Here is a 20767-nt window from a genome sequence, read left to right on the forward strand (position 1 = left end):
CACAAAATCATTAAAAAGGGTAAGTTAAAATACGAAAAGTTAGCTATTCTGCACCAATTTGGCATAATCATGCAATTTACTTTTTAACATGATTAGGTCTTTTTCGGTGGTTTCAAGTTCTGACTTCATGCCCAGTTGGCTATTTTCTTGCCAATAGATACACACAAAATTGGCTTTACAGCTTAAACCTTTAACGGTTGTTGCGATGGATGCCGGTAAATCAACCTCCCGATTATCAAGCGCAAAATTAGCAGGATAATGCCCGGTAAAGGGTCGCCATTTGCCCTCAATCACCTGATAATCACAGGGGCGCATCTTTGCGTCTTCAATCACCACGCCGTATTGCGCCATCATGCCTTTACCGCGTTCGCCTGTATCGCCCATAATCCAATCAGGGCATGCGACCAGTTTTGGCTGCACGCCGACGCGTCTGGCTGCCATGCGCAGATTATCACGCATGGTCTCGCGAGCAGAGGGTTTTAACCCCATGATACTACCGACAATAAACACCCCGATGGCGATGGCTATCCATGTTCCCATTGATTATATTACTCGTACCAGCTGCTATTTTTGGATTTTTTAGATGACGTTTTTGCTTCAGTTTTGGTGTCAGCTTTGTTTTCGGCTTTGGCGTCAATTTTGTCAGTCGGCTGCGGCTCGGAAGCTAGCATATCCATAATCGGCTGCCACTGGGCTTGAATGTCGCGATACGGTTTTTGGCTTTTATCAAAAATCGTCAAGCCGCGCTCTGCCAAGGCTTGATAAATACTACGCTCAGATAGCCAAGCCAGTGGTTGCTGCCCAATATCAGCAAAATACGCCATCAGTTTTTCGGTCGGTTCATTGTCGTGCATCAATTGACTACGCACGCGATTGGCAACCAGATAAATATCGACTTTGCCTTTGCGGATACGTTTGATGTCTTCTAGGCTTTTTAAAAAGCGTTTGGTACTGTCAATATCAAAAAAAGCGGGCAAAACAGGAATTAAAATCGCCTTGCATTCGGCAATCAGCTGCTCGGCTTTAGTGCCTGATAACGCACCTGGGGCATCAATAATCAGCCAGTCGTTTTTACCCAAGGTTTTTGGGATATCACCTATATCATTGCTATCGCGCCAGTCAATACCGATAATGGCAGGCACGTCCGCTGGGCGCATTTTTAGCCACTGCAGGCTTGATTTTTGGGGGTCTGCATCTGCCAATGCCACTGTTTTGCCTTGGTTTGCCAATGCCGCCGCTAGACTTACCGCAATCGAGGTTTTACCACATCCCCCTTTTTGATTGGCGATTAAAATTTTTTGCATGACCCTCACCCTGTTGATAAAAAATTAATGCAATATCGCCACATTAACCCAAATTTTGACCCTGTTAATTTGACACTATTCATTTGGTTGTATTAAGTAGCCTAACAAAATTTTAACCATTGATAAATGCTTTTATATAAATAATCTGCTAAATTAAAAAATATCAATTCATTAACGGTTTAATCGGTTTAGCCAGTTTTTGACTGGCTAATAGCGACTGTAAACCTCAAAGGTGCCACCATGACGATGCTTTCATTCATAGAGACCTATCACCCAGCAACCACCTCAAAAAAAATGCTTGGACTGTTTGCTGTCACTGCCTCGATGGCAGGTTGTGCTACCTTAGGCGGCGGATTAACACCCACTCAGTGCCAACAAAGCAATTGGCAAACCATTGGTTATCAAGATGGTTTACTGGGTCGCAGTGAAAATTATATTCAAAAGCATATCAAGCAATGCGCTAAAGCTAATACCACACCCAACCAGCAACAGTGGCGACAAGGTCGTGAAGAAGGGTTAAAACGTTATTGCACGCCGCTACGCGCTTATCAGTTGGGACGTGAGGGCTATGACTACAATGATGTATGCCCACAATCGATGACGCTTGATTTATTAAAAGCGCATGACGAAGGTTATCTCAACTACCAACGTGAGCAAAGGCTAAATCAACTGTGGTACAACACCGATCCATTTTGGGATTCACCATTTTATGGGAGGCTCGGCGGTTTTGGCGGCTACGGCGGCTGGTCACGCCCGTATTATCCACGGATTGTACCTAACAACCGCTACCCAAAATACAGCGATACCCATCAGCCTAAAGCAAGCCAACCTGTAGCGCCTAGCCCCGTTACCCCTAGCAATGATGCAACCATAAATTCAAAAAAATAATCGCGGCTAAGATAAGAAACAACGCGACGAACTTATCGTGAAATTCTGTTTTGAAATCTCGTTGCGCAATCTCGTTTAGCGATACAACTCGCTGCGTGATGACAATAATTTACAGGTTAAAACTAAAAAAGAAGTTCGGGTGTATTTAACCGAACTTTCTTATTAAACCAGTAGCTTATTAAATCAGCCAAAATAGCCATGTGCTTGACCCGCTTGGTTATCAAATCAAAGGATTGATTGTCGGTATTTTTTGGCTCTCAGCGTTTTGGTTGGCGTTGGATTTTTGAGGGGCTTTGTTTTTCTGAGATTTGGTAGGGTCAAAGGTTTGCACATCAGGTGCGGTTGGTACCCCTTTTTGCTGAAGCTGCTCATCAATCTGCCCCGCTTGGATGTTTTCCCCTTCAAATACACGGATATGCTCATCACGCTTTAACTGCAAATTTTCAAAGTCAAACAACTCACGGTCAGCGAGCTGTGACGGTGCCACATTTTGCATCGCGCCAAATATCGAATCCAAGCGATTGGGGTATTGCTGATCCCATGTGCGTAGCATGTCATTAATCATTGCCCGTTGTAGGTTTTCTTGGCTGCCGCACAGGTTACAAGGAATAATCGGAAACTGCTTGTAATTGGCATATTTGATAATGTCTTTTTCTTCCACATACGCAAGCGGACGAATCAAAATATTTTGCCCATCATCCGATAGCAGTTTTGGTGGCATGGCTTTAAGACTACCGCCGTGAAATAAATTTAAGAAAAACGTCGCCATGATATCATCACGGTGATGACCCAGTGCCACTTTGGTTGCACCGATTTGTTTGGCAAAACCATATAACGACCCACGGCGCAGACGTGAACACGCAGAACAGTAAGTTTTACCTTCTGGTACGATTTGCTTGACCACGCTATAGGTGTCTTTTTCTAAAATATAATACGGAATGCCGTGCTCGGTCAGATAGTTGGGCAAAATATCTTCAGGATAGTCAGGTTGCTTTTGGTCAAGATTGACGGCAATCACATCAAACTGAATCGGTGCTATTTTCTTTAAGAACAATAAAATATCCAGCAAGGTAAAACTGTCTTTACCGCCTGAAATACACACCATGACCACATCACCGTCTTCAATCATGTTGTAGTCACGAATCGCCCAAGAGACCAGCTTACGTAATTTTTTTTGTAGCTTGCGAAAACGCGCAGATTTGATGTCATCGCCTTGGCTGTTACCTTTAGCATAGCCCAAGATTTGCTGCGCTTCATTGTTTAACGCTTCGTTTAACGCGTCATTGTCTAAAGCATCATTGTTTGACACATCATCATTCCAATCATTATCATCAAGCCCATCTATGTCACTATCTGAGTCTACGTCACTGTCTAATAGTTGGGCTGATAATTGGGGATTTAATTCAGCGGCAGACATGGTTGCTGCTGGGCTTACAGAATTGTTTGATTGCATAAGATACCTAACTGATGATAAACCAATAAATAAACCTATGATGACGCTATCGGCTATCAACGACGCGTTATTTATTGGAAAAATAGCAAATAAAAAAAGCATTTAACGTAAGGCAGACCAACCCCTCACAATAAATGCTTGATTGAGCGTATCTCTTGATTGAGCGTATCTACAACCGCCTATCAGATAGAAAACGCCTATCAGATAATCGGCTATTATACGGCAAAATTACGCGCTTGTAGTCATTTGAATGACATCTTGCTGTTTTAGAAAATATTTTTTATCCGCGCCATCCAACTGGTATTTTCTTTTTTCATTTGCGCCTCGATTTGTTTTTGTTGCTGCTCAAGCTTGATATCCATCAAATTTTCTTCTTTAAACAAACTATACTGGGCATCGCCTTTATAAAACTCAGTTTCACGGTAAATGTCATACGCATGTTGGAATAGCACTTTGAGTACAGCGGCGAGCGGCAAAGCAATCAGCATACCTGCAATGCCTGCCAGTGCCGCCCCGGCAAGTACCGCAAATATCACCCACAATGGTGATAAACCAATTTTATCACCCAACAATAACGGCTGCAAAATATAACCTTCAACCGCCTGTCCTACCATAAAGGCACCGACAATTAGCACTAAATGTACCCAGTCCACGCCAAATTGAAATAGCCCTGCAATAATCGCCGCAATAAAGCCAAGGGTAAAGCCAAGATATGGCACAAAACTTGCGATACCGGCCATCATACCGATGATAAGACCGACTTTAAGTCCAATGAGTTGCAGTTGCACCGCATATACCATACCGAGCAGCACCATTACCAGTAGCTGACCTTTGATAAATGACATCAACGCTTCATCAATTTCCTTGGCGATACGATAGACCGATGGAATATAACGGTTGGGAATCATATGACGCATTTTTACCAAGCGCTCATCCCAATTATATAAAAAATAAAACATCAAAATCGGCACCAGTACCACAATGCCCGCCACGTTGATTATATTCATGCCTGATAACATTAAATTGGTAAAAAATGAACGCACATCGATGATGTTGTAGTGTTCTTTGAGAAAATCGACCAAGCCTTTGGACATATCACGTACTTGCAGGGCAGGTAAGCGTATAGGCGTGTGAGAACGCACCCAGCCTCGCAGCGTATTGTTATAATAGTCAATTGCCGTCGGTACATACTTCCATGCCGATTGTAACTGCTCCCACACCAGTGGAATGAGCCACCAGAGTATCAATCCAATCATCAGCCCAGTGGACAAATATACCAGCAAAATCGCCACCCAGCGGCGAATGTGCGCCTTGTCCTGTAATTTTTGCACCAGCGGATTAATCGCATACGATAAAATAAATGCTGCCAAAAATGGCAAAATTACCGATTGTAATTGATAAATGATATAGCCTATTGCAACCAAAAATAGCGATATAAATACCCGTTTGAAAAACACATCTTTCGTAAATTGATAAGGGGATGGGTTGTACATAGATTCCTCAAAAAAGCCAAATACGCCAAAAATATAAGGGTAATGTCAAATAAAAGACGGTCACTGCCATCGTTGTATTTTCGACTAATTTTAGGTAATTTGACAAAAATAGATAGCGCAAACTGCACAACTCATACAAATATTCAAAGCTATGTTATAAAGCCCTATCACATTTGTGGGGCTAGAAGGCGTCATCAACGATAAACAGCCTAATGCTAGCCATGTAGCAAAGCGATGGATTATTTTTCTTTTTGATGGGAATTTGGGTATAATGCGCGTATTACTTTTCCCAATGATTCTGGCGATAGGAAGACCATGACTACACAACCCACTTCGTTAAGTTATAAAGATGCTGGCGTCGATATCGATGCTGGCGAAGCGTTAGTTCAGCGCATCAAATCAGTTGCCAAAGCAACTAGCCGCTCTGAAGTAGTTGGTGGTTTGGGTGGATTTGGCGCCTTGTGCCGTATTCCACAAGGCTATAAATCCCCTTTATTGGTCTCAGGGACTGATGGTGTCGGTACCAAACTCAAACTGGCTTTACAACTTCAGCAGCACGACACCATTGGTCAAGATTTGGTCGCGATGTGTGTCAATGACCTGCTAGTCTGTGGCGCCGAGCCGTTATTTTTCTTGGATTATTATGCCACAGGAAAACTGGACGTCGATACCGCAGCAACGGTTATCAGTGGTATCGGTGACGGCTGTAAATTGGCAAATTGCGCGCTCATCGGTGGCGAGACGGCTGAAATGCCGGGTATGTATCAAGATGACGACTATGATTTGGCAGGTTTTTGTGTGGGCGTCGTCGAAGAGTCGGAAGTTATCACGGGTAAAAACGTTGCCAACAGTGATGTGTTAATCGGTATCGCCTCTAGCGGCGTGCATTCAAATGGTTACTCACTGGTGCGTAAAGTCATTGAAGTCAGCGGTGCCGATGTTGCCACCGAACAATTAAACGGCAGAGCATTAAAAGACGTGTTGATGGCACCGACAAAAATCTATGTCAAAGCCATTGGACAACTGCAAAAAACCTTGGGCAACGCAAACTTGCATGCGATGGCACATATCACCGGTGGCGGCTTGACGGAGAACCTACCACGCGTATTGCCCGATAATTTGGCGGCGCAAATTGATGTGAGTTCTTGGACATTCCCGCCTGTGTTCCAATGGCTTCAGCAAAAAGGTCATATCGAGCAGATGGAAATGTACCGCACTTTTAACTGCGGCGTGGGTTTTGTCGTCGTTGTGCCAAGTGACAAAGCCGATGAAGCGATGAAGCTATTAAATGAGCAAGGCGAAACCGCATGGAAATTGGGTGAAATCGTTGAAAGACAGGGCGATGCGGTAACCTATCGCTAATTTTATCCGCGACTCAATCGGTACTCTTGCGCTATTTTACTCTTGAGCTATTTTTTCATTAAGCTAATTTACCATTGAGCTAGTTTAAAAGGTGCGTTTTTACGCACCTTATTTTTTCCAACCTATTGCTTTGCTATCATTATGAAGTTGAACATGACAAACCCTACCCCGTTAAAAATTGCCGTCCTCGTCTCTGGTAGTGGCAGTAACCTGCAAGTATTAATTGATAAGCAGCTACAGCAACTATTGAACCTTCAAATCGTGGGCGTGATTAGTAATAAAGCCGATGCCTACGCGCTTGAGCGCATCCGCCTTGCCAATGAGCAGCAAGCCAATATTGCAACCGCGGTGATTGAGCGTGACGATAATGGCAAAAAATATACCCGTGTCGGTTTTGAACAAAAAGCCCTTGCTGTGTTAAATGAATGGCAACCTGATTTGGTGGTGTTGGCAGGATTTATGCGGATTTTAACGCCGCTGTTTATTGATGGTGTCACCAGTAGCACGGGATTAAACGTGCCGATGATAAATCTGCACCCGTCACTGCTACCCAATTATAAAGGCTTAGCTACCCATACCCGTGTGCTACAATCTGGCGAGCGCTATCATGGTTGCAGCGTGCATCTGGTAACGAGCGAACTCGATGCAGGGGAAGTCATCGCCCAAGCGGTGACCTGCGTCAACGCGGCGGAAAGCGCTGACCAATTACAGCAGCGTGTTCATGCGATGGAGCACCAACTGCTGCCTATGGTGGTGGGGTTATTTGCTGAGCGGATTGTTTCACTGAAAAATAACCAACTCAGCAACCGCCTTGGACTCAATTTGCCTATAAAATTATGGTTATAGTCAAATTATAGTTATAGTCAAAAAAAACGCCTACAATCAAATTTAGGCGTTTTTTTATGTTTATCACAGTTTAGCCTCGAAGTGCCGATACACTGAGTATCACGATTAGCAAAAATACATAGCGCCCTACCCACACGTTATCTAAAAATGCGTTAAAGCAAAGTTTACGGTCATAGGTCAGACATTGTTTATTTTGCCGGTAAAACATGGCAACGATAGGTAGCAGCGCCACTACTGAAAGCGCGCCAAAATAATGCCAAAACACGCCCGCCAAACTGAGCAAAAATACCCCTTGAAGTAGGCTAATTATCAACACATCGTGTTTACCAAATAAAATCGCGGTGGATTTGACCCCAATTTTTAGATCATCCTCACGATCTGCCATTGCATATTGGGTATCATACGCCACCGTCCAGCACATATAGCCGACAAACAGCAGCCAACACCAAATATCAACCTCGGTCTGCCCCGTTAATACTTGCGATACCGCAACATACGCCATCGGAATCGCCCAGCCGAAAGCCGCCGCCAAAAACACTTGCGGCAAATGGGTAAAGCGTTTCATAAATGGATAGATAAACGCCAGCGCCACCGCACCAAATGACCAAATAAAAACTTGCACGGGCAAAAAAACTAATAACGCTGCACTCACCCAAGATAAAATTAAAAACGTCCAAACTGCTTCTTTACCCGTCAAGCGACCATCCGCCAGCGGTCTACCTTGGGTTCGCGATACATGGCCATCGACTTTTCTGTCAGCAAAGTCATTGATGGCACAGCCTGCCGCTCGCATCAACACCGCACCCGTCGCAAAGATTGCCACCACATGCCAAGGTGGGAATTGCTCAAACCCTTTTGCCGCCAAAAACACCGCCCATAAAGTCGACCAAAACACCAGCTCAATGCCCACAGGCTTATCAAAGCGCGTCAGGTGAATATAGGCTTGTAGCTTATCTTTAAAAGATAGAGTGTGTGTATTCATAGAGTTGTTAATTAAACTAATCAAAAAGGGGGATATAGTTGATGCTAGTGTAACGCTAAACGTTAGCTAAATCGTCGATAAATTTGTTACCTTAACCTTACAGCTGTAAGCCAATCATCAGCAGTTGGTAATCCAGCCCAATCGGCGATTGGTCTTGCAAATAACGTCTCAATGTCGCCGTGTCGATGCTGCCTTTGCCAGAGACGGCGCCGCCCATTTGCTTGAGATTTTTTAACAGACTTTTTAAATTATCATAAGAAAAAGCAAACGATTGCTCAGCTTGATACATTAGCGTGCCTTGACGCTGTTGCCGCAAGGTCTCTATCGCCGCTATCCAAGCGTGACTGGGTAAAAAATCAAAAACAGGTAACTTGGGAAAGCGCTGACGGACTTCATGAAAAGAGCCTGCCACCGGAATCGCCAAATGCAGCTGACCTTTGGTTTTGACAATGCGCCCAAGCTCTGCGATAACGCTTGGCGACGTCCAATGAAGGGCAAAACTACTCATCACCAAATCGGCTGATTGATTCGCCAATGCCATATCTGCCATATTGGCGCAAAGCGCTTGGCTGTGCAGCATCATTGGGGACTTTGGTAGCGATGAGACTGGGGCAGATGATAGCGGCATCGACAAAAGCGGCATCGACAAAAGATGCGCGACTCGCTGTTGCCAAATTGCAAGCATACTGGCAGCAGTATCGACACCATATAACTGAGCGGAAGCTAACGCTGCGTTTTGTAAAAACTTTGACATCACCGCCCCAGTCAATTTTCCTGTGCCACAGCCCACATCCACCACGCACATATCGGTTACGCCGGTATGGTAACGCACAATGAGCTGCGCCAAGTGCTCTGCCGCCTGCGATTGAATCGGCGTGGCGGCATCGTATGAGTTGGCAAATTGTTCAAAAATAGGGGTGACAGTACAGGACATCATCGACTAAAACAACAAATCAGTCAACTTTAACACTATTAATCAGCCCTGCATAGTCATAATCGTTTTGTGTGAGCAAATCAACCCCGCAAGGCAAATTGCCTATCCAATCCAAAAAGCGATTAATCATGGCTTTGCCAACAAAAGATTTGCCATGCTGCGGCACAATCATCTCGACATCTAACTGCCGAACCGCTTCTGCCCAAAAACGGGTGACTTTATTACTGACCATGTAGCGCTGATGAAACCCTCGCATGGTCGGAATATGGGAATCAAAATCTTCCACTGGCACATTTGCATCACCGAGCAACGAAGCCCCCATATCGCCTGAAAATAAAATTTTGCTGATGGGGTCATAAAACTGAAAATTACCTTCTGAATGCAGAAAGTGCGCAGGCAAAGCAAATAACTGGGTTTTTCCCAAAGGCAACACCGCGCCTTCATCCGGCAGCGCAATCAAGCGCTTAAGATACCCTTCTTGCAGACGGTCAGTGGTAAACGCGGAGTTAAGATGCGGTAAAAAACGCTCCCACAATCTTGAGATGACGATATTGGCTTGGGTATGCAGTAGCCAACGCGGCAATGACGCAATGATATCGGGGTCTTGGTGTGAGCCAATCACATAGCGGATATGCTTTATATCCGTATGTTTGAGCAGTGCTAGGGTTAGCGGCGTATAGGTCAAATCCCCACCTGGATCGATAACAGCGCCGACAGTTTCCTCATCTGAGTGCAAAATTAAAAATTGATTGGACTGAATACCGTCACCTTTTACCAAATCACTAAACATAATGCACTGATGCTTGCCATTATCAAAAATTATTTTACCACTCATACCTATCTACCCATTTAACCGACAAATAAAACTTAGACCACTAATAAAACATGCTATAACACACGTTATAAAAATTGTGCAGCAAAGTGACTGTGAATGACTTTGCAAACCATTGTTAACCGTTAGCTATCAACTTTAATACATTGGCTTTAAATCCCTAAAAATAGTAAGGATTGTAGCATTTTATTGACGGGATTGAGGGCATTTTTGCTTAAATCCCTGTTAACTAAATTATGCTCAAATTTGTTTTTAGTGGTATCATACCAAGCAATTTTTTAGGCAAAATTTGTGTGCTTTAAGCGCATGATTACTGCAAACGGTAAAGGCAATTTGTTATGATTTTGGCACTTGAAAGTGTGTTTGACCAATGCTCAGTAGCATTCGTGGATTTAGCGGGTAATGTCGTCGCTGAACAGACCCTGACGGGAAATCGTCTGCAAACCCAGCAAATTTTGCCGATGATACATGCGCTGATGACAGCATCATCGATTGATTGGTCACAACTGACTGCGCTTGCTTTTAATCGAGGTCCCGGGGCTTTTAGTGGCATACGCATTAATACGGCGGTAGCGCAAGCCATCGCCTTTGCCCATGATGTGCCATGTTTGCCTGTATCAAGCCTGCAAGCTATCGCCCAATCGGCATTTGAACTACACCAAAGCCCCCACGTATTGGCGCTGACAGATGCGCGCATGAACCAAGTGTACGCCGGTGAATACGCCATGAGCGATGGTATCATGCAGCTTATGGCAGGCGCTACTGAGCATTTGCTTGATTATGACAGTGTGATAGACAAAGACTTAGCCTTAGTAGGCAATGGCGCAACCTTGGTCAATACGCAGCTAGGTCAAGCCATCTTTGCCGATATTCGCCCCTCAGCGGTTATCATTGCCAAACTTGGGCTAACCTTGTATCAGCAGCATCAATCTGTTCCTGCTGAGCTGGCGCTGCCAGTTTATTTAAGAAATAATGCGTGGAAAACTCTAGCCGAACAACAAAAGATTTAATTTATTGGCTGATTACTCATGTTGTCTTAAGTTTGACTCGCTCCCCTTTACCTTGTTATAAGCGCAAAAATTGTTAGCTTTGACTGTTAATAACTAACATTGTTGGATACGTTATGGATCTTATTTTGATTTTTAAAGCCATCATCATGGGCATGGTTGAGGGCATTACCGAATTTTTACCGATTTCAAGTACCGGGCATTTAATTCTTGCCGACTCCTTGTTAAATTTTTGGACCAAAGACAAAGCTGACTTATTTATCGTCGTCATTCAGCTGGGTGCGATTTCAGCGGTAATTTATTTGTACTGGGGACGGTTATGGCGTGCCTTGATGGGACTTATTACGGGTAAAGACCCTGAGCGTAACAACCCGCGTCAATTGGGCATCTCGCTGATTATTTCCACCATCCCGATTATGCTGATAGGTTTGATGTTTGATAAAGCGTTAAAAGCGGCATTATTTAACCCAACCGTGGTGGCGATCTCATTGATTATCGGTGGTTTGATTATCTTTTGGGCGGAGCGCCAACAACACAAACATACGGTCAAATATGCCGAAGCGGAAGATATTGATATTAAAACGGCGATTATCATTGGTTTGATTCAATGTCTTGCCTTGATTCCTGGTACTTCTCGCTCAGGTTCTACCATTATTGGCTCCCTATTTTTGGGGGTATCACGTAAGGCGTCTGCGGAGTATTCTTTCTTCTTAGGGATTCCTGTGTTAGTGGGTGCTGGCCTATTAGATCTAACCAAAAACCATCATATTTTGACCAGCACTGAAGACTGGACCATCATGGCAGTGGGTGTGGTGGTCTCATTTATTTTTGCCATGATTTTCATCAAATGGTTGGTTAACTGGGTTAGTACCCGTGATTTTACGATTTTTGCTTGGTGGCGCATCGTGGTAGGCGTACTGGTACTCATCGCTGGTATGCTGGGCTATATTTAACTCGCCATGCTATCTCATCAATCAATCCAACTGTATTATGTTGACACTTTGCCAAGCGAGCAGCGTTTGGCAAACGTTGAAACCATACTCGCCCCTTTATCGGTCAATTTACAACCACAAAAGATTACTAGCAAAGTAACTCAAAAATGGCTGAAATCAGTCGATGATAACAGTGTGCTAATTGATGAGGTAGGTGATGTTTTTGTCATCGCAGCTGGCATGAAAGTCAGCCCCAATTGGCAAAGCCTACAACAGCGTGTGGTCAAAGCGGGCAAAAAAACTGAACTGCTACTCAAAGCCATGCAGCTACAAGCTAACATGACTGTCATTGATGCGACCGCAGGATTTGGGCATGATAGCCTAATCTTGGCAAGTACCGGTGCCAGTGTCACTTTGCTAGAACAGCAGCCACTTATGTTTTTGCTATTGCAACTAGAACAGCAAAAAATGGCGCAGCATCGCAACTGGCAAAAATTGATGAGTCGATTAACGATTTATCATGGCGATGCGATAGAGTTGCTGGCTAAATTGCCAAAAGTCGACCGTATCTATCTAGATCCGATGTTTCCCGCCGATAGCTACAAATCAGCGGTTAATAAACATATGCAGATGTTGCATACTGTGACGACCCCACCGTCGATTGCGCAATCACAACAATTATTGTCGGCAGCGTTGGCACAAATAACCCCACAGGGTATGGTGGTAGTTAAAAGACCTAAATCAGCGCCTTTTCTTGCGAACTTGCCAGCTGACAACAGTCAGTCAAATGACATGGTTCGTTTTGATACCTATCTAAACAAAAAAAGCTGATGGATATCAGCTTTTTTTGTGGGTGTAGTTGTTATTGACCAACCTTTTGGTTACCGACGGCAGGCGCTCCATCATCGCTGGCTTTTGGTGCGTTGGGCGAGGCAGGTGCATTGTCAATCACGGTATCATTTTCCGTAATCTTATCCATGGCTGAATTATCCGCGCCGCCGTCATCTGCAGCGTCTGCCTCGGTACTCGCTGGCATCGCATCAACAGTTGTCGCTGTGCCACTGGCGCTGGTAGCGTCAGGACCGGCATCTACGGTGGCATTGGCTTCGGTCACAGCGGCGCTATTTTTTTCATCGGCAGGCGCAGCGGACATTGGTACGGCTTGTGATTCTGCCGCTGATGCTGCCGCGGCATTGTCTGTGCTGTCAGTCTTTTTATCACAAGCTGTCAACGTAAGCGCCGATACTAAACTCAGCATAGTGATTTTTGCTAGTGTGTTTTGCATGGGTATTCCTCTACTATCAATAAATCGCTCAACCCGACAACGTACTTGATAGCCTATATAGTAAAAATTGTTCAATCAACAAGGTTGCCAATTTAAAGATGATAATGATGTCACCTTAAATTTTACCATGGCATTGCTTGTATTTTAAACCTGAACCACATGGACAAGGGGCATTTCGGCTAATCGCTAAGTTGGCATACGGATTGTCACCATTTTCAGCCATCTCAGGACGAGCGGTTGCCGCGGCTGAGCTGCTTAGACCAAATGAATACGTGGCTCGCGTGCGTTGCTGGCTATTACGCGCAATCATGTCTTCATCGTTACTTAGCTCACCGGTCACGCCATTCATTTCTTGGTGCTCAAAATGCAGACGCATCATCTCGGCTTGTTCACGTTGCTGGCGCTCAAGCTCAGCGATTTCTTCTGGGGTTGGGATATGCACACGCGCTAAATCTTGCACGGTTTCAGACTTGATAGCACCGAGCATACTTTGGAACAATGAGAAAGATTCAGATTTATATTCTTGCTCAGGATTTTTTTGCGCATAGCCTCGCAGATGGATACCTTTACGCAGTTGATCCATTTGGTTTAGATGTTCTTTCCAATGCTTATCTAGGCTAGATAGCATAAAGTGACGCTCAAGTTGGGCGGCATTTTCTTCACCCATTTGCTCACGGCGAGCGCGGTAGTTGAGTAACGCAGCCTCAATGATTTTTTGGCGTAAGCCTTCTTCATCTAGACGACGATCGGCATCTAGCCAGTCATTGATTGGCATATAAATACGAAACTCATTTTCAAGCTCGTCTTCAAGCCCATCAATGTCCCATTGGTCATCAATCGAACCGGGTGGCACGAACTGGTCAATCAAGGCGTTGTACACATCATAGTGCATCGCTTCGATAGCTGCTTGTAGATTACTTTCGGCAAGCAGTTCATCGCGCTGTTTATAGATAACCTTACGTTGTTCGTTAGCAACGTCATCGTATTTGAGTAGGCTCTTACGGGCATCAAAGTCGCGGTTTTCCACTTTCCTTTGGGCGTTTTCAATCGAGCGTGATACCATTTTGTGCTCAATGGCTTCGTCTTCTTTTAGCCCCATGGCGCGCATCATATTCACCACGCGATCGCCAGCGAAAATCCGCATCAAGTCATCTTCAAGCGACAAGAAAAAACGCGACTCCCCAGGGTCACCTTGACGACCCGCACGACCGCGCAATTGGTTATCAATACGGCGCGATTCGTGACGCTCAGAACCGATGATATGTAAACCACCCGCTTCCAGCACTTGCTGGTTTCGCACTTGCCATTCGGCATAGGCTTGCTCTTTCATTTCAGGGGTGACGTTGTCGATTTTGGCGAGCTCGGCTTGCCAGTTACCCCCCAAGATAATATCAGTACCGCGACCTGCCATGTTGGTGGCAATAGTGACCGCATTGGGTCTACCTGCTTGCGCGATAATATCGGCTTCACGCTCGTGCTGTTTGGCATTGAGGACGTTATGTTGAATGCCTTCTTGCGTCAGTAACTCTGAAAGCACTTCACTGGCTTCAATGGTTGCCGTCCCCACCAAAATCGGTGCCTTTTTTTCTTGAATGCGTTTGATTTCGCGGATGATGCCTTGATATTTGCCCATTTTACTTAGGAAAATTTGGTCATCAAGGTCAATACGCTGAATCGGTTTGTGGGTGGGGATAATCACCACATCTAGATCGTAAGTCTGTTTAAACTCCGCAGCTTCGGTATCGGCTGTACCCGTCATGCCTGAGAGTTTGTCATACAGACGGAAATAATTTTGGAATGTCGTGGTGGCAAGCGTTTGGTTTTCGGCTTGGATTTCAACCTGTTCTTTGGCTTCAACTGCTTGGTGCAACCCTTCTGACCAGCGGCGACCGGGCATGGTACGCCCTGTGTTTTCATCGACAATGATGACTTCGCCTTCATGCACGATATAGTGAATGTTTTTAACAAATAAATGGTGCGCACGAATCGCGGCTTGGACATGGGCTAGTAGTGGCAAGCGCGCTGGGCTATATAGGCTCTCGTTTTCACCAAGCTCGCCTTTTTCCACCAAGAATTTTTCGATTTTCTCGTAGCCTTTTTCGCTGATTTCGATTTGGCGATTTTTTTCATCAATCCAAAAATCCTGCTCACGGTTTTCGCGGTTGCCTTCTTCGGTTTCTGAACGTTTAAGGCGCGGGATGATGGTGTCAATCAGCCGGTACATAGCCGATGAGTCTTCGGCTTGACCCGAGATAATCAGCGGCGTACGCGCTTCATCAATCAAAATCGAGTCAATCTCATCGATGATACAATAGTTGAGTCCGCGCTGTTTTTTCTCATCTAGGCTAAATACCATATTGTCACGCAGGTAGTCAAAGCCGTATTCGTTGTTGGTACCGTAGGTAATATCTGCGGCATAGGCCTCAAATTTTTCCATCGGGTCTTGTTGTGAGTAAATCACGCCGACAGTCAAGCCCAAAAAGTCAAACAACGGGCGGTTTAGTTCGGCATCACGGCTTGCCAAGTAGTCATTGACGGTGACCACATGCACGCCTTTACCGCTAATCGCGTTGAGATATATCGCAAGCGTTGCCATCAAGGTTTTACCTTCCCCCGTGCGCATCTCGGCGATTTTACCTTCGTGCAGGGTAATACCCCCGATGAGCTGTACATCGTAGTGACGCATGCCAAGGACACGGCTTGAGGCTTCACGGCAGACCGCAAAGGCTTCAGGTAAAATGGTATCTAGGCTAGTACCCTGCTCAAACTGGGTTTTAAATTCCGCAGTTTTCTGTTTTAATGCTTCGTCAGAGAGGGGCTGGATTTTGGGTTCTAAGGCGTTGATTTTGTCGACCAACTTACGCATTCGCTTAAGCTCACGGTCGTTTTTGGTGCCGATAACCTTGCCTATCATTTTGCCTAACATACGAGGGTTTTCCTAAAGTGCTCAAATCAATAAGTGCGATGACTTTTAATACGATGACGGTTAATAAAGGTGTTCAAAATAAATTTTGCTATTATATATGGGTTTGCTTTTTTTAGATACAAGGTTATGACAGCCTGTGAGTTTGAACCGCTCGACTCATGCGCCTGTTAACTCTTAGGCGATTAATTCACGGGCAATACCCTCAAGCTTCAAAACAAGCCCTATTAAATAATAAGCTAAATAGCAAGTTAAATAACCAGCCTAATGAAATGATACGATAAAGCGACTGGATGTTTACACCTTTTTTGCAGCTTGATTTTTATTACCTTTATCTTTATGAATCCATCCCCATAATTGAGCTTTATTTTCAAAATTTTCATTGTTGAAATTTTCTTGGAAGATTTTAACGCCATCTTTGCCATTTATGCTATCGAGTTTGCCATGACTGCCTCATTGACGCCACAACAACTGATTCATCAATTACCCAAAGCCGAACTCCACGTGCATATCGAAGGCACGTTTGAGCCGGAGCTGATGTTTGCCATCGCTAAGCGCAACCAAATCGATATACCCTACCAAACCATTGAAGACGTCAAAAATGCCTACAATTTTCATAATTTACAATCGTTTTTGGATATCTACTATGCCGGCGCAAACGTTTTGGTCAACCAGCAGGATTTTTATGATTTAGCGTGGGCGTATTTTGAAAAATGCCAGGCTGATAATGTGGTGCATACGGAGATTTTCTTTGACCCACAGACCCATACTGAGCGAGGTGTAGATTTTGCCACCTGTTTTCAAGGGCTTTATCAAGCCAGCTTAGATGCCAAAGCAAAAATGGGTATCACCTCGCATTGGATTTTGTGTTTTTTGCGTCATTTGAGCGAAGACAGCGCGTTTGCCACCCTTGAGCAGGCCTTGCCATTTAAAGATAACATCATTGGCGTGGGGCTTGACTCTAGCGAAGTGGGCAATCCACCCGCTAAGTTTGAACGGGTATTTGCCAAAGCGCGAGCGCTTGGATTTTTGACGGTTGCGCATGCGGGCGAAGAAGGCGATCCCGACTATGTCTGGCAAGCGTTGGATTTGCTAAAGGTCAATCGTATCGATCACGGTGTGCGCTCGGCTGAAGATGATAAACTCATGCAACGCTTGATAGCGGAGCAAATGCCGTTGACGGTGTGTCCGTTAAGTAATCTTAAACTAAAAGTGGTGCAAGACATGGGCGAGCACAATATCAAAACCATGCTGCACCAAGGTGTGTGCGTGACGGTGAACTCAGATGACCCGGCGTACTTTGGTGGCTATATGAATGACAACTTTGTTGCTATTGAGCAAGCGTTAGCGCTATCAAATGACGATATCAAACAATTGGCGATCAACAGCTTTAACGCGTCTTTTATAGATGATGCTGAAAAACAGCATTGGATCTCAAAAATCGAATCGCTTTAAGCTTTTAAATAATATTTTAAATAAGCTGGAAGAAACAAGCTCGAAAAAATAGGCTGGAACTGACGTGCATTTGTGCATACCAGCCTTAACCAACCTCACCCACTCAACATTGTGCGACAAACGCACCTGTTGCTTAATTTCATAACGTTTAACTATTATGCCCAAGACCATGCCTCACAATCTTGACCATCACACCCCCATGATGCAGCAATATCTTACGCTAAAAGCGGATTATCCCCATGCCTTGGTGCTGTACCGGATGGGCGATTTCTATGAGCTGTTTTTCGATGATGCCAAGCTTGCTGCCGATATTTTGGGCATCACCTTGACCCGACGTGGCAAGGATAAACAGGGCAATACCATCCCGATGGCAGGCGTACCGTTTCATTCGGCAGACGGCTATATTGCTCGGCTGATTAATGCCGGGCAAACCGTGGTGGTCTGTGAACAAGTCGAAGAACAAAAGCCAGAAGACAGCCTTGAAGAAAACACTGCCGCAAAAGACTCTGCAGCCAAGAGCATAGCAAAAAAAACCAGCAAAACAAAAGCCAATGCCGCTAAGATTATGGAACGTAAAGTCGTCCGTACCTTAACCGCAGGAACGCTGACCGATGATAACCTCATCACCCAAGGGCAGACGCCAACGGTCGTCGCTATCAGCTTTGCTAAACAGCAAATGTCGGTGGGATTGGCGCAGCTGGATTTGGCACAAGGGCAAATTCGCGTCACTGAGCTTAACTGCGACAGTCATACTGCGCTACAAACCGAGCTTGCTAACGCGCTCGCCTGCTTTGATCCCAGTGAAGTGCTGATAGATGAACAGCTGTCTGAGGCGTGGCAACATTTTTTGCAGGAGTGTTTGAGCGCAAATAGTCCAACCGCTAGCCTGCCGCCGATTTTGTCACAGCCGCACAGTTATTTTCTGCCCAATAACGCGCTTGAACATCTGACCCAGCATCTAAGCGTCACCACGCTGGCAGGGTTTGGCATTGAGCAAAAACCGCTTGCCATCTCATCGGCGTCGGTTGTGCTGCATTACGGCAAACAGACTCAGCAAGCTGATTTACGCCATATTCGCAGCCTCCAGCTCGAGCATAACGGCGATTTTTTACAGCTTGATACCATCAGTCAGCAAAATTTGGAAATTTTTAAACCCGTGTTGGCATCGGGTATTTCGCTGTTATCGGTGATTGATCACTGCCAAACGCCGATGGGTAAACGCGCTTTAGTGCATCATTTGCACCGACCGCTACGCAATGTCACCCTGATTAACCGCAGACTTGATGCGGTTGAACAACTGATGACATTACCGATAGCAGCGTTTGAATTACTTAAACAAACCTTAAGCGAAATCAGCGATATCGAGCGGATTGGGGGACGCATTGGCTTGGGTTCAGCAAAACCGACCGATTTGCTCAAATTGCGTCTGAGCTTGGCGCAAGCGTTAGCGTTGTCAAAGCAGTTGCAGCAGCATTTTGATTTTACCACCATAACGACGCTAACTGCCGAGACGCCTTTGCTTGCCATGCTTAGCAAACAGCTACCTGACTTAGCTTTAACTGATAGCTTTGCCAACATCCATGCCTTACTAGACCAAGCGATTGTCGATGAGCCGCCCGCCCACATCCGTGATGGCGGCATGATAAAAAAGGGCTATGACCCACAGCTTGATGAATGGCAAAATCTGCATGGCAATATCGAGCAAACTTTGGAAGCATTGGCGGTGCAAGAGCGGCAAAAAAACAACCTGCCCATGCTCAAAGTGGGCTTTAATAAAGTCAGCGGATTTTATTTTGAACTTAGCGCCCTACAAGCCAAGAATGCACCTGAATACTTTACTCGCCGTCAAACGCTCAAAAATGCTGAACGCTTTATCACGCCAGCGCTCAAAACCATTGAAGAATCCTATTTATCGGCTCAAGGTCAAGCGTTGACCCTTGAGAAGCGTATCTATGAAAATCTGCTCGGTCAGCTTAAGTCGCAGCTTGGCGATGTGCAGCGCCTTGCCAAAGCGATTGGGTATTTGGACGTACTTACCAACTGGGTCAGCCTAACACGTTTGCAGAATCGTTCTCATCATAGTAAAAACTGGTGCCGCCCGTTGTTTAATACCACGGATGATACCGCAAGCCTCAATATCCAAGGCGGACGCCATATCGTGGTTGAAGCAGGTCAACAGCGCCAAGCTCACCATCAGACGCCATCACTTGACCCATTTGTCGCCAATGACTGTGTCATGGGAACAGCCACCCAACTTGAACGCTTAATGCTTATCACAGGGCCCAATATGGGCGGTAAATCGACCTACATGCGTCAAACCGCGCTCATCGTACTACTTGCTTGTTGTGGTGCATATGTCCCTGCGCAGTCGGTGACGCTCGGTCGTATTGAGCGGATTTTTACCCGCATTGGCTCAGCAGATGACTTGGCAAGTGGTAAATCAACCTTTATGGTCGAGATGATTGAAACAGCCAATATCATGAACCAAGCCAATGCCAACTCGTTGGTACTCATGGATGAAGTCGGTCGTGGCACCAGCACCCAAGATGGTCTAGCGATTGCGCATGCGTGCGTGAATTATTTAGCAGAAAAAATTGGCTGTTTGACCCTATTTGCCACCCATTATTTTGAGCTCACTGAACTGGCTGAGCGCCACCCCAAAATGTTTAATCAGCACCTTGTTACCCAAGAAATCAACGGACAGTTGCTGCTACTGCATAAAATCGCACCCGGGGCAACGCATCGCAGTTTTGGATTGCATGTCGCCAAAATGGCAGGTTTGCCGCAAGCCTTATTAGCCCAAGCGCAATATTATTTGGATAACCAAAGCGAGCAAAAAAGTTTGCCCAACCATCCTTTACCCTATCCACCAAAAGATGAGAAACAAATGGGTCTGGATTTGCAAAGTGCAGCGGCTGACTATCAAACGTTGAAGACTGATGAATACAAACTTAGCCAACAACTAAACGCCCTAAACCCTGATGAGCTGACACCGAAACAGGCGTTAGAATTTATTTATTCATTAAAGGAATTGTTAAAAAAAGCGTAACGCGCTAAAATAATACGATTGT

17 protein-coding genes are annotated in these 20767 nt (G+C 45.2%); 8 read left to right on the forward strand and 9 right to left on the reverse strand.

Going from position 1 to position 20767, the window contains the following annotated elements:
• Positions 1–39 precede the first annotated feature (39 nt).
• Positions 40–540, reverse strand: coding sequence for a hypothetical protein (locus LAJ61_RS02510; protein ID WP_224054356.1), 501 nt, complete (start codon positions 538–540; stop codon positions 40–42).
• A gap of 8 nt (positions 541–548) precedes the next feature.
• Complete coding sequence (locus LAJ61_RS02515) at positions 549–1304, reverse strand: ParA family protein (protein ID WP_204155684.1); 756 nt, start codon at positions 1302–1304, stop codon at positions 549–551.
• A 240-nt stretch (positions 1305–1544) separates the two neighbouring features.
• On the opposite strand from LAJ61_RS02515, the gene LAJ61_RS02520 reads away from it, so the two are divergent.
• Positions 1545–2192 carry a DUF2799 domain-containing protein gene (locus LAJ61_RS02520; RefSeq protein ID WP_224054357.1) on the forward strand — a complete coding sequence of 216 codons (648 nt, stop codon included), beginning with the start codon at positions 1545–1547 and terminating at the stop codon, positions 2190–2192.
• Positions 2193–2412: 220 nt separating this feature from the next.
• Here the strand turns inward: LAJ61_RS02520 and ttcA are convergent, their stop codons facing one another.
• Together ttcA and LAJ61_RS02530 are read right to left on the reverse strand one after the other, a co-directional pair.
• Positions 2413–3432: a tRNA 2-thiocytidine(32) synthetase TtcA gene (ttcA, locus tag LAJ61_RS02525; RefSeq protein WP_409034988.1), complete on the reverse strand. Its 1020-nt coding sequence runs from the start codon at positions 3430–3432 to the stop codon at positions 2413–2415.
• A 479-nt stretch (positions 3433–3911) separates the two neighbouring features.
• Positions 3912–5138, reverse strand: coding sequence for an AI-2E family transporter (locus LAJ61_RS02530; RefSeq protein WP_224054358.1), 1227 nt, complete (start codon positions 5136–5138; stop codon positions 3912–3914).
• Positions 5139–5453: 315 nt separating this feature from the next.
• On the opposite strand from LAJ61_RS02530, the gene purM reads away from it, so the two are divergent.
• Positions 5454–6500, forward strand: a complete 1047-nt coding sequence (gene purM / locus LAJ61_RS02535) for a phosphoribosylformylglycinamidine cyclo-ligase (protein WP_224054359.1) — start codon at positions 5454–5456, stop codon at positions 6498–6500.
• 153 nt (positions 6501–6653) lie between these two features.
• A complete protein-coding gene (purN, locus tag LAJ61_RS02540; protein ID WP_224054360.1) occupies positions 6654–7346 on the forward strand; it encodes a phosphoribosylglycinamide formyltransferase in 693 nt (230 codons plus the stop codon).
• A gap of 70 nt (positions 7347–7416) precedes the next feature.
• On the opposite strand, the gene ubiA is transcribed toward purN, so the two are convergent.
• The 3 genes from ubiA to LAJ61_RS02555 all read right to left on the reverse strand — a co-directional run bounded on the left by ubiA (position 7417) and on the right by LAJ61_RS02555 (position 10097).
• On the reverse strand, positions 7417–8328 hold the full coding sequence (gene ubiA, locus LAJ61_RS02545; protein ID WP_224054361.1) for a 4-hydroxybenzoate octaprenyltransferase: 912 nt from the start codon (positions 8326–8328) through the stop codon (positions 7417–7419).
• 97 nt (positions 8329–8425) lie between these two features.
• Positions 8426–9265, reverse strand: coding sequence for a methyltransferase domain-containing protein (locus tag LAJ61_RS02550; RefSeq protein ID WP_224054362.1), 840 nt, complete (start codon positions 9263–9265; stop codon positions 8426–8428).
• A 16-nt stretch (positions 9266–9281) separates the two neighbouring features.
• Complete coding sequence (locus tag LAJ61_RS02555) at positions 9282–10097, reverse strand: oxygen-binding di-iron domain-containing protein (protein ID WP_204155677.1); 816 nt, start codon at positions 10095–10097, stop codon at positions 9282–9284.
• A 335-nt stretch (positions 10098–10432) separates the two neighbouring features.
• Between LAJ61_RS02555 and tsaB the strand changes: the two genes are divergently transcribed.
• From tsaB to LAJ61_RS02570, 3 genes are all read left to right on the forward strand, one after another.
• Entirely contained in the window at positions 10433–11104 is a 672-nt protein-coding gene (tsaB, locus tag LAJ61_RS02560) for a tRNA (adenosine(37)-N6)-threonylcarbamoyltransferase complex dimerization subunit type 1 TsaB (RefSeq protein WP_224054363.1), read from the forward strand.
• Positions 11105–11217: 113 nt separating this feature from the next.
• Positions 11218–12054 (forward strand): undecaprenyl-diphosphate phosphatase, encoded by an 837-nt coding sequence (locus tag LAJ61_RS02565; RefSeq protein ID WP_224054364.1) that lies wholly within the window; start codon positions 11218–11220, stop codon positions 12052–12054.
• 6 nt (positions 12055–12060) lie between these two features.
• A complete protein-coding gene (locus tag LAJ61_RS02570) occupies positions 12061–12864 on the forward strand; it encodes a class I SAM-dependent methyltransferase (protein ID WP_224054365.1) in 804 nt (267 codons plus the stop codon).
• Positions 12865–12895: 31 nt separating this feature from the next.
• On the opposite strand, the gene LAJ61_RS02575 is transcribed toward LAJ61_RS02570, so the two are convergent.
• Both LAJ61_RS02575 and secA read right to left on the reverse strand, forming a co-directional pair.
• On the reverse strand, positions 12896–13318 hold the full coding sequence (locus LAJ61_RS02575) for a hypothetical protein (protein WP_224054366.1): 423 nt from the start codon (positions 13316–13318) through the stop codon (positions 12896–12898).
• Positions 13319–13433: 115 nt separating this feature from the next.
• Positions 13434–16244 carry a preprotein translocase subunit SecA gene (gene secA / locus LAJ61_RS02580; RefSeq protein ID WP_224054367.1) on the reverse strand — a complete coding sequence of 937 codons (2811 nt, stop codon included), beginning with the start codon at positions 16242–16244 and terminating at the stop codon, positions 13434–13436.
• Positions 16245–16685: 441 nt separating this feature from the next.
• Here secA and LAJ61_RS02585 point away from each other — a divergent pair, with 441 nt between their 5' ends.
• Together LAJ61_RS02585 and mutS are read left to right on the forward strand one after the other, a co-directional pair.
• On the forward strand, positions 16686–17696 hold the full coding sequence (locus LAJ61_RS02585; RefSeq protein ID WP_409034989.1) for an adenosine deaminase: 1011 nt from the start codon (positions 16686–16688) through the stop codon (positions 17694–17696).
• A 157-nt stretch (positions 17697–17853) separates the two neighbouring features.
• Positions 17854–20745, forward strand: a complete 2892-nt coding sequence (gene mutS, locus LAJ61_RS02590; protein ID WP_224054368.1) for a DNA mismatch repair protein MutS — start codon at positions 17854–17856, stop codon at positions 20743–20745.
• Positions 20746–20767: the final 22 nt, after the last annotated feature.

The organism is Faucicola osloensis (genome assembly GCF_020041925.1).
Classification (GTDB): Bacteria; Pseudomonadota; Gammaproteobacteria; order Pseudomonadales; family Moraxellaceae; genus Faucicola; species Faucicola osloensis_D.

What these genes read in the sequence shown, in the direction of transcription:
- secA (WP_224054367.1), bottom strand. Translation starts at nt 16,244, where the DNA reads ATGTTAGGCAAAATGATAGGCAAGGTTATCGGCACCAAAAACGACCGT.
- purN (WP_224054360.1), top strand. Translation starts at nt 6,654, where the DNA reads ATGACAAACCCTACCCCGTTAAAAATTGCCGTCCTCGTCTCTGGTAGT.
- LAJ61_RS02530 (WP_224054358.1), bottom strand. Translation starts at nt 5,138, where the DNA reads ATGTACAACCCATCCCCTTATCAATTTACGAAAGATGTGTTTTTCAAA.
- purM (WP_224054359.1), top strand. Translation starts at nt 5,454, where the DNA reads ATGACTACACAACCCACTTCGTTAAGTTATAAAGATGCTGGCGTCGAT.
- LAJ61_RS02550 (WP_224054362.1), bottom strand. Translation starts at nt 9,265, where the DNA reads ATGATGTCCTGTACTGTCACCCCTATTTTTGAACAATTTGCCAACTCA.
- LAJ61_RS02515 (WP_204155684.1), bottom strand. Translation starts at nt 1,304, where the DNA reads ATGCAAAAAATTTTAATCGCCAATCAAAAAGGGGGATGTGGTAAAACC.
- ubiA (WP_224054361.1), bottom strand. Translation starts at nt 8,328, where the DNA reads ATGAATACACACACTCTATCTTTTAAAGATAAGCTACAAGCCTATATT.
- tsaB (WP_224054363.1), top strand. Translation starts at nt 10,433, where the DNA reads ATGATTTTGGCACTTGAAAGTGTGTTTGACCAATGCTCAGTAGCATTC.
- LAJ61_RS02570 (WP_224054365.1), top strand. Translation starts at nt 12,061, where the DNA reads ATGCTATCTCATCAATCAATCCAACTGTATTATGTTGACACTTTGCCA.
- LAJ61_RS02555 (WP_204155677.1), bottom strand. Translation starts at nt 10,097, where the DNA reads ATGAGTGGTAAAATAATTTTTGATAATGGCAAGCATCAGTGCATTATG.
- LAJ61_RS02520 (WP_224054357.1), top strand. Translation starts at nt 1,545, where the DNA reads ATGACGATGCTTTCATTCATAGAGACCTATCACCCAGCAACCACCTCA.
- LAJ61_RS02510 (WP_224054356.1), bottom strand. Translation starts at nt 540, where the DNA reads ATGGGAACATGGATAGCCATCGCCATCGGGGTGTTTATTGTCGGTAGT.
- LAJ61_RS02585 (WP_409034989.1), top strand. Translation starts at nt 16,686, where the DNA reads ATGACTGCCTCATTGACGCCACAACAACTGATTCATCAATTACCCAAA.
- LAJ61_RS02565 (WP_224054364.1), top strand. Translation starts at nt 11,218, where the DNA reads ATGGATCTTATTTTGATTTTTAAAGCCATCATCATGGGCATGGTTGAG.
- mutS (WP_224054368.1), top strand. Translation starts at nt 17,854, where the DNA reads ATGCCCAAGACCATGCCTCACAATCTTGACCATCACACCCCCATGATG.
- LAJ61_RS02575 (WP_224054366.1), bottom strand. Translation starts at nt 13,318, where the DNA reads ATGCAAAACACACTAGCAAAAATCACTATGCTGAGTTTAGTATCGGCG.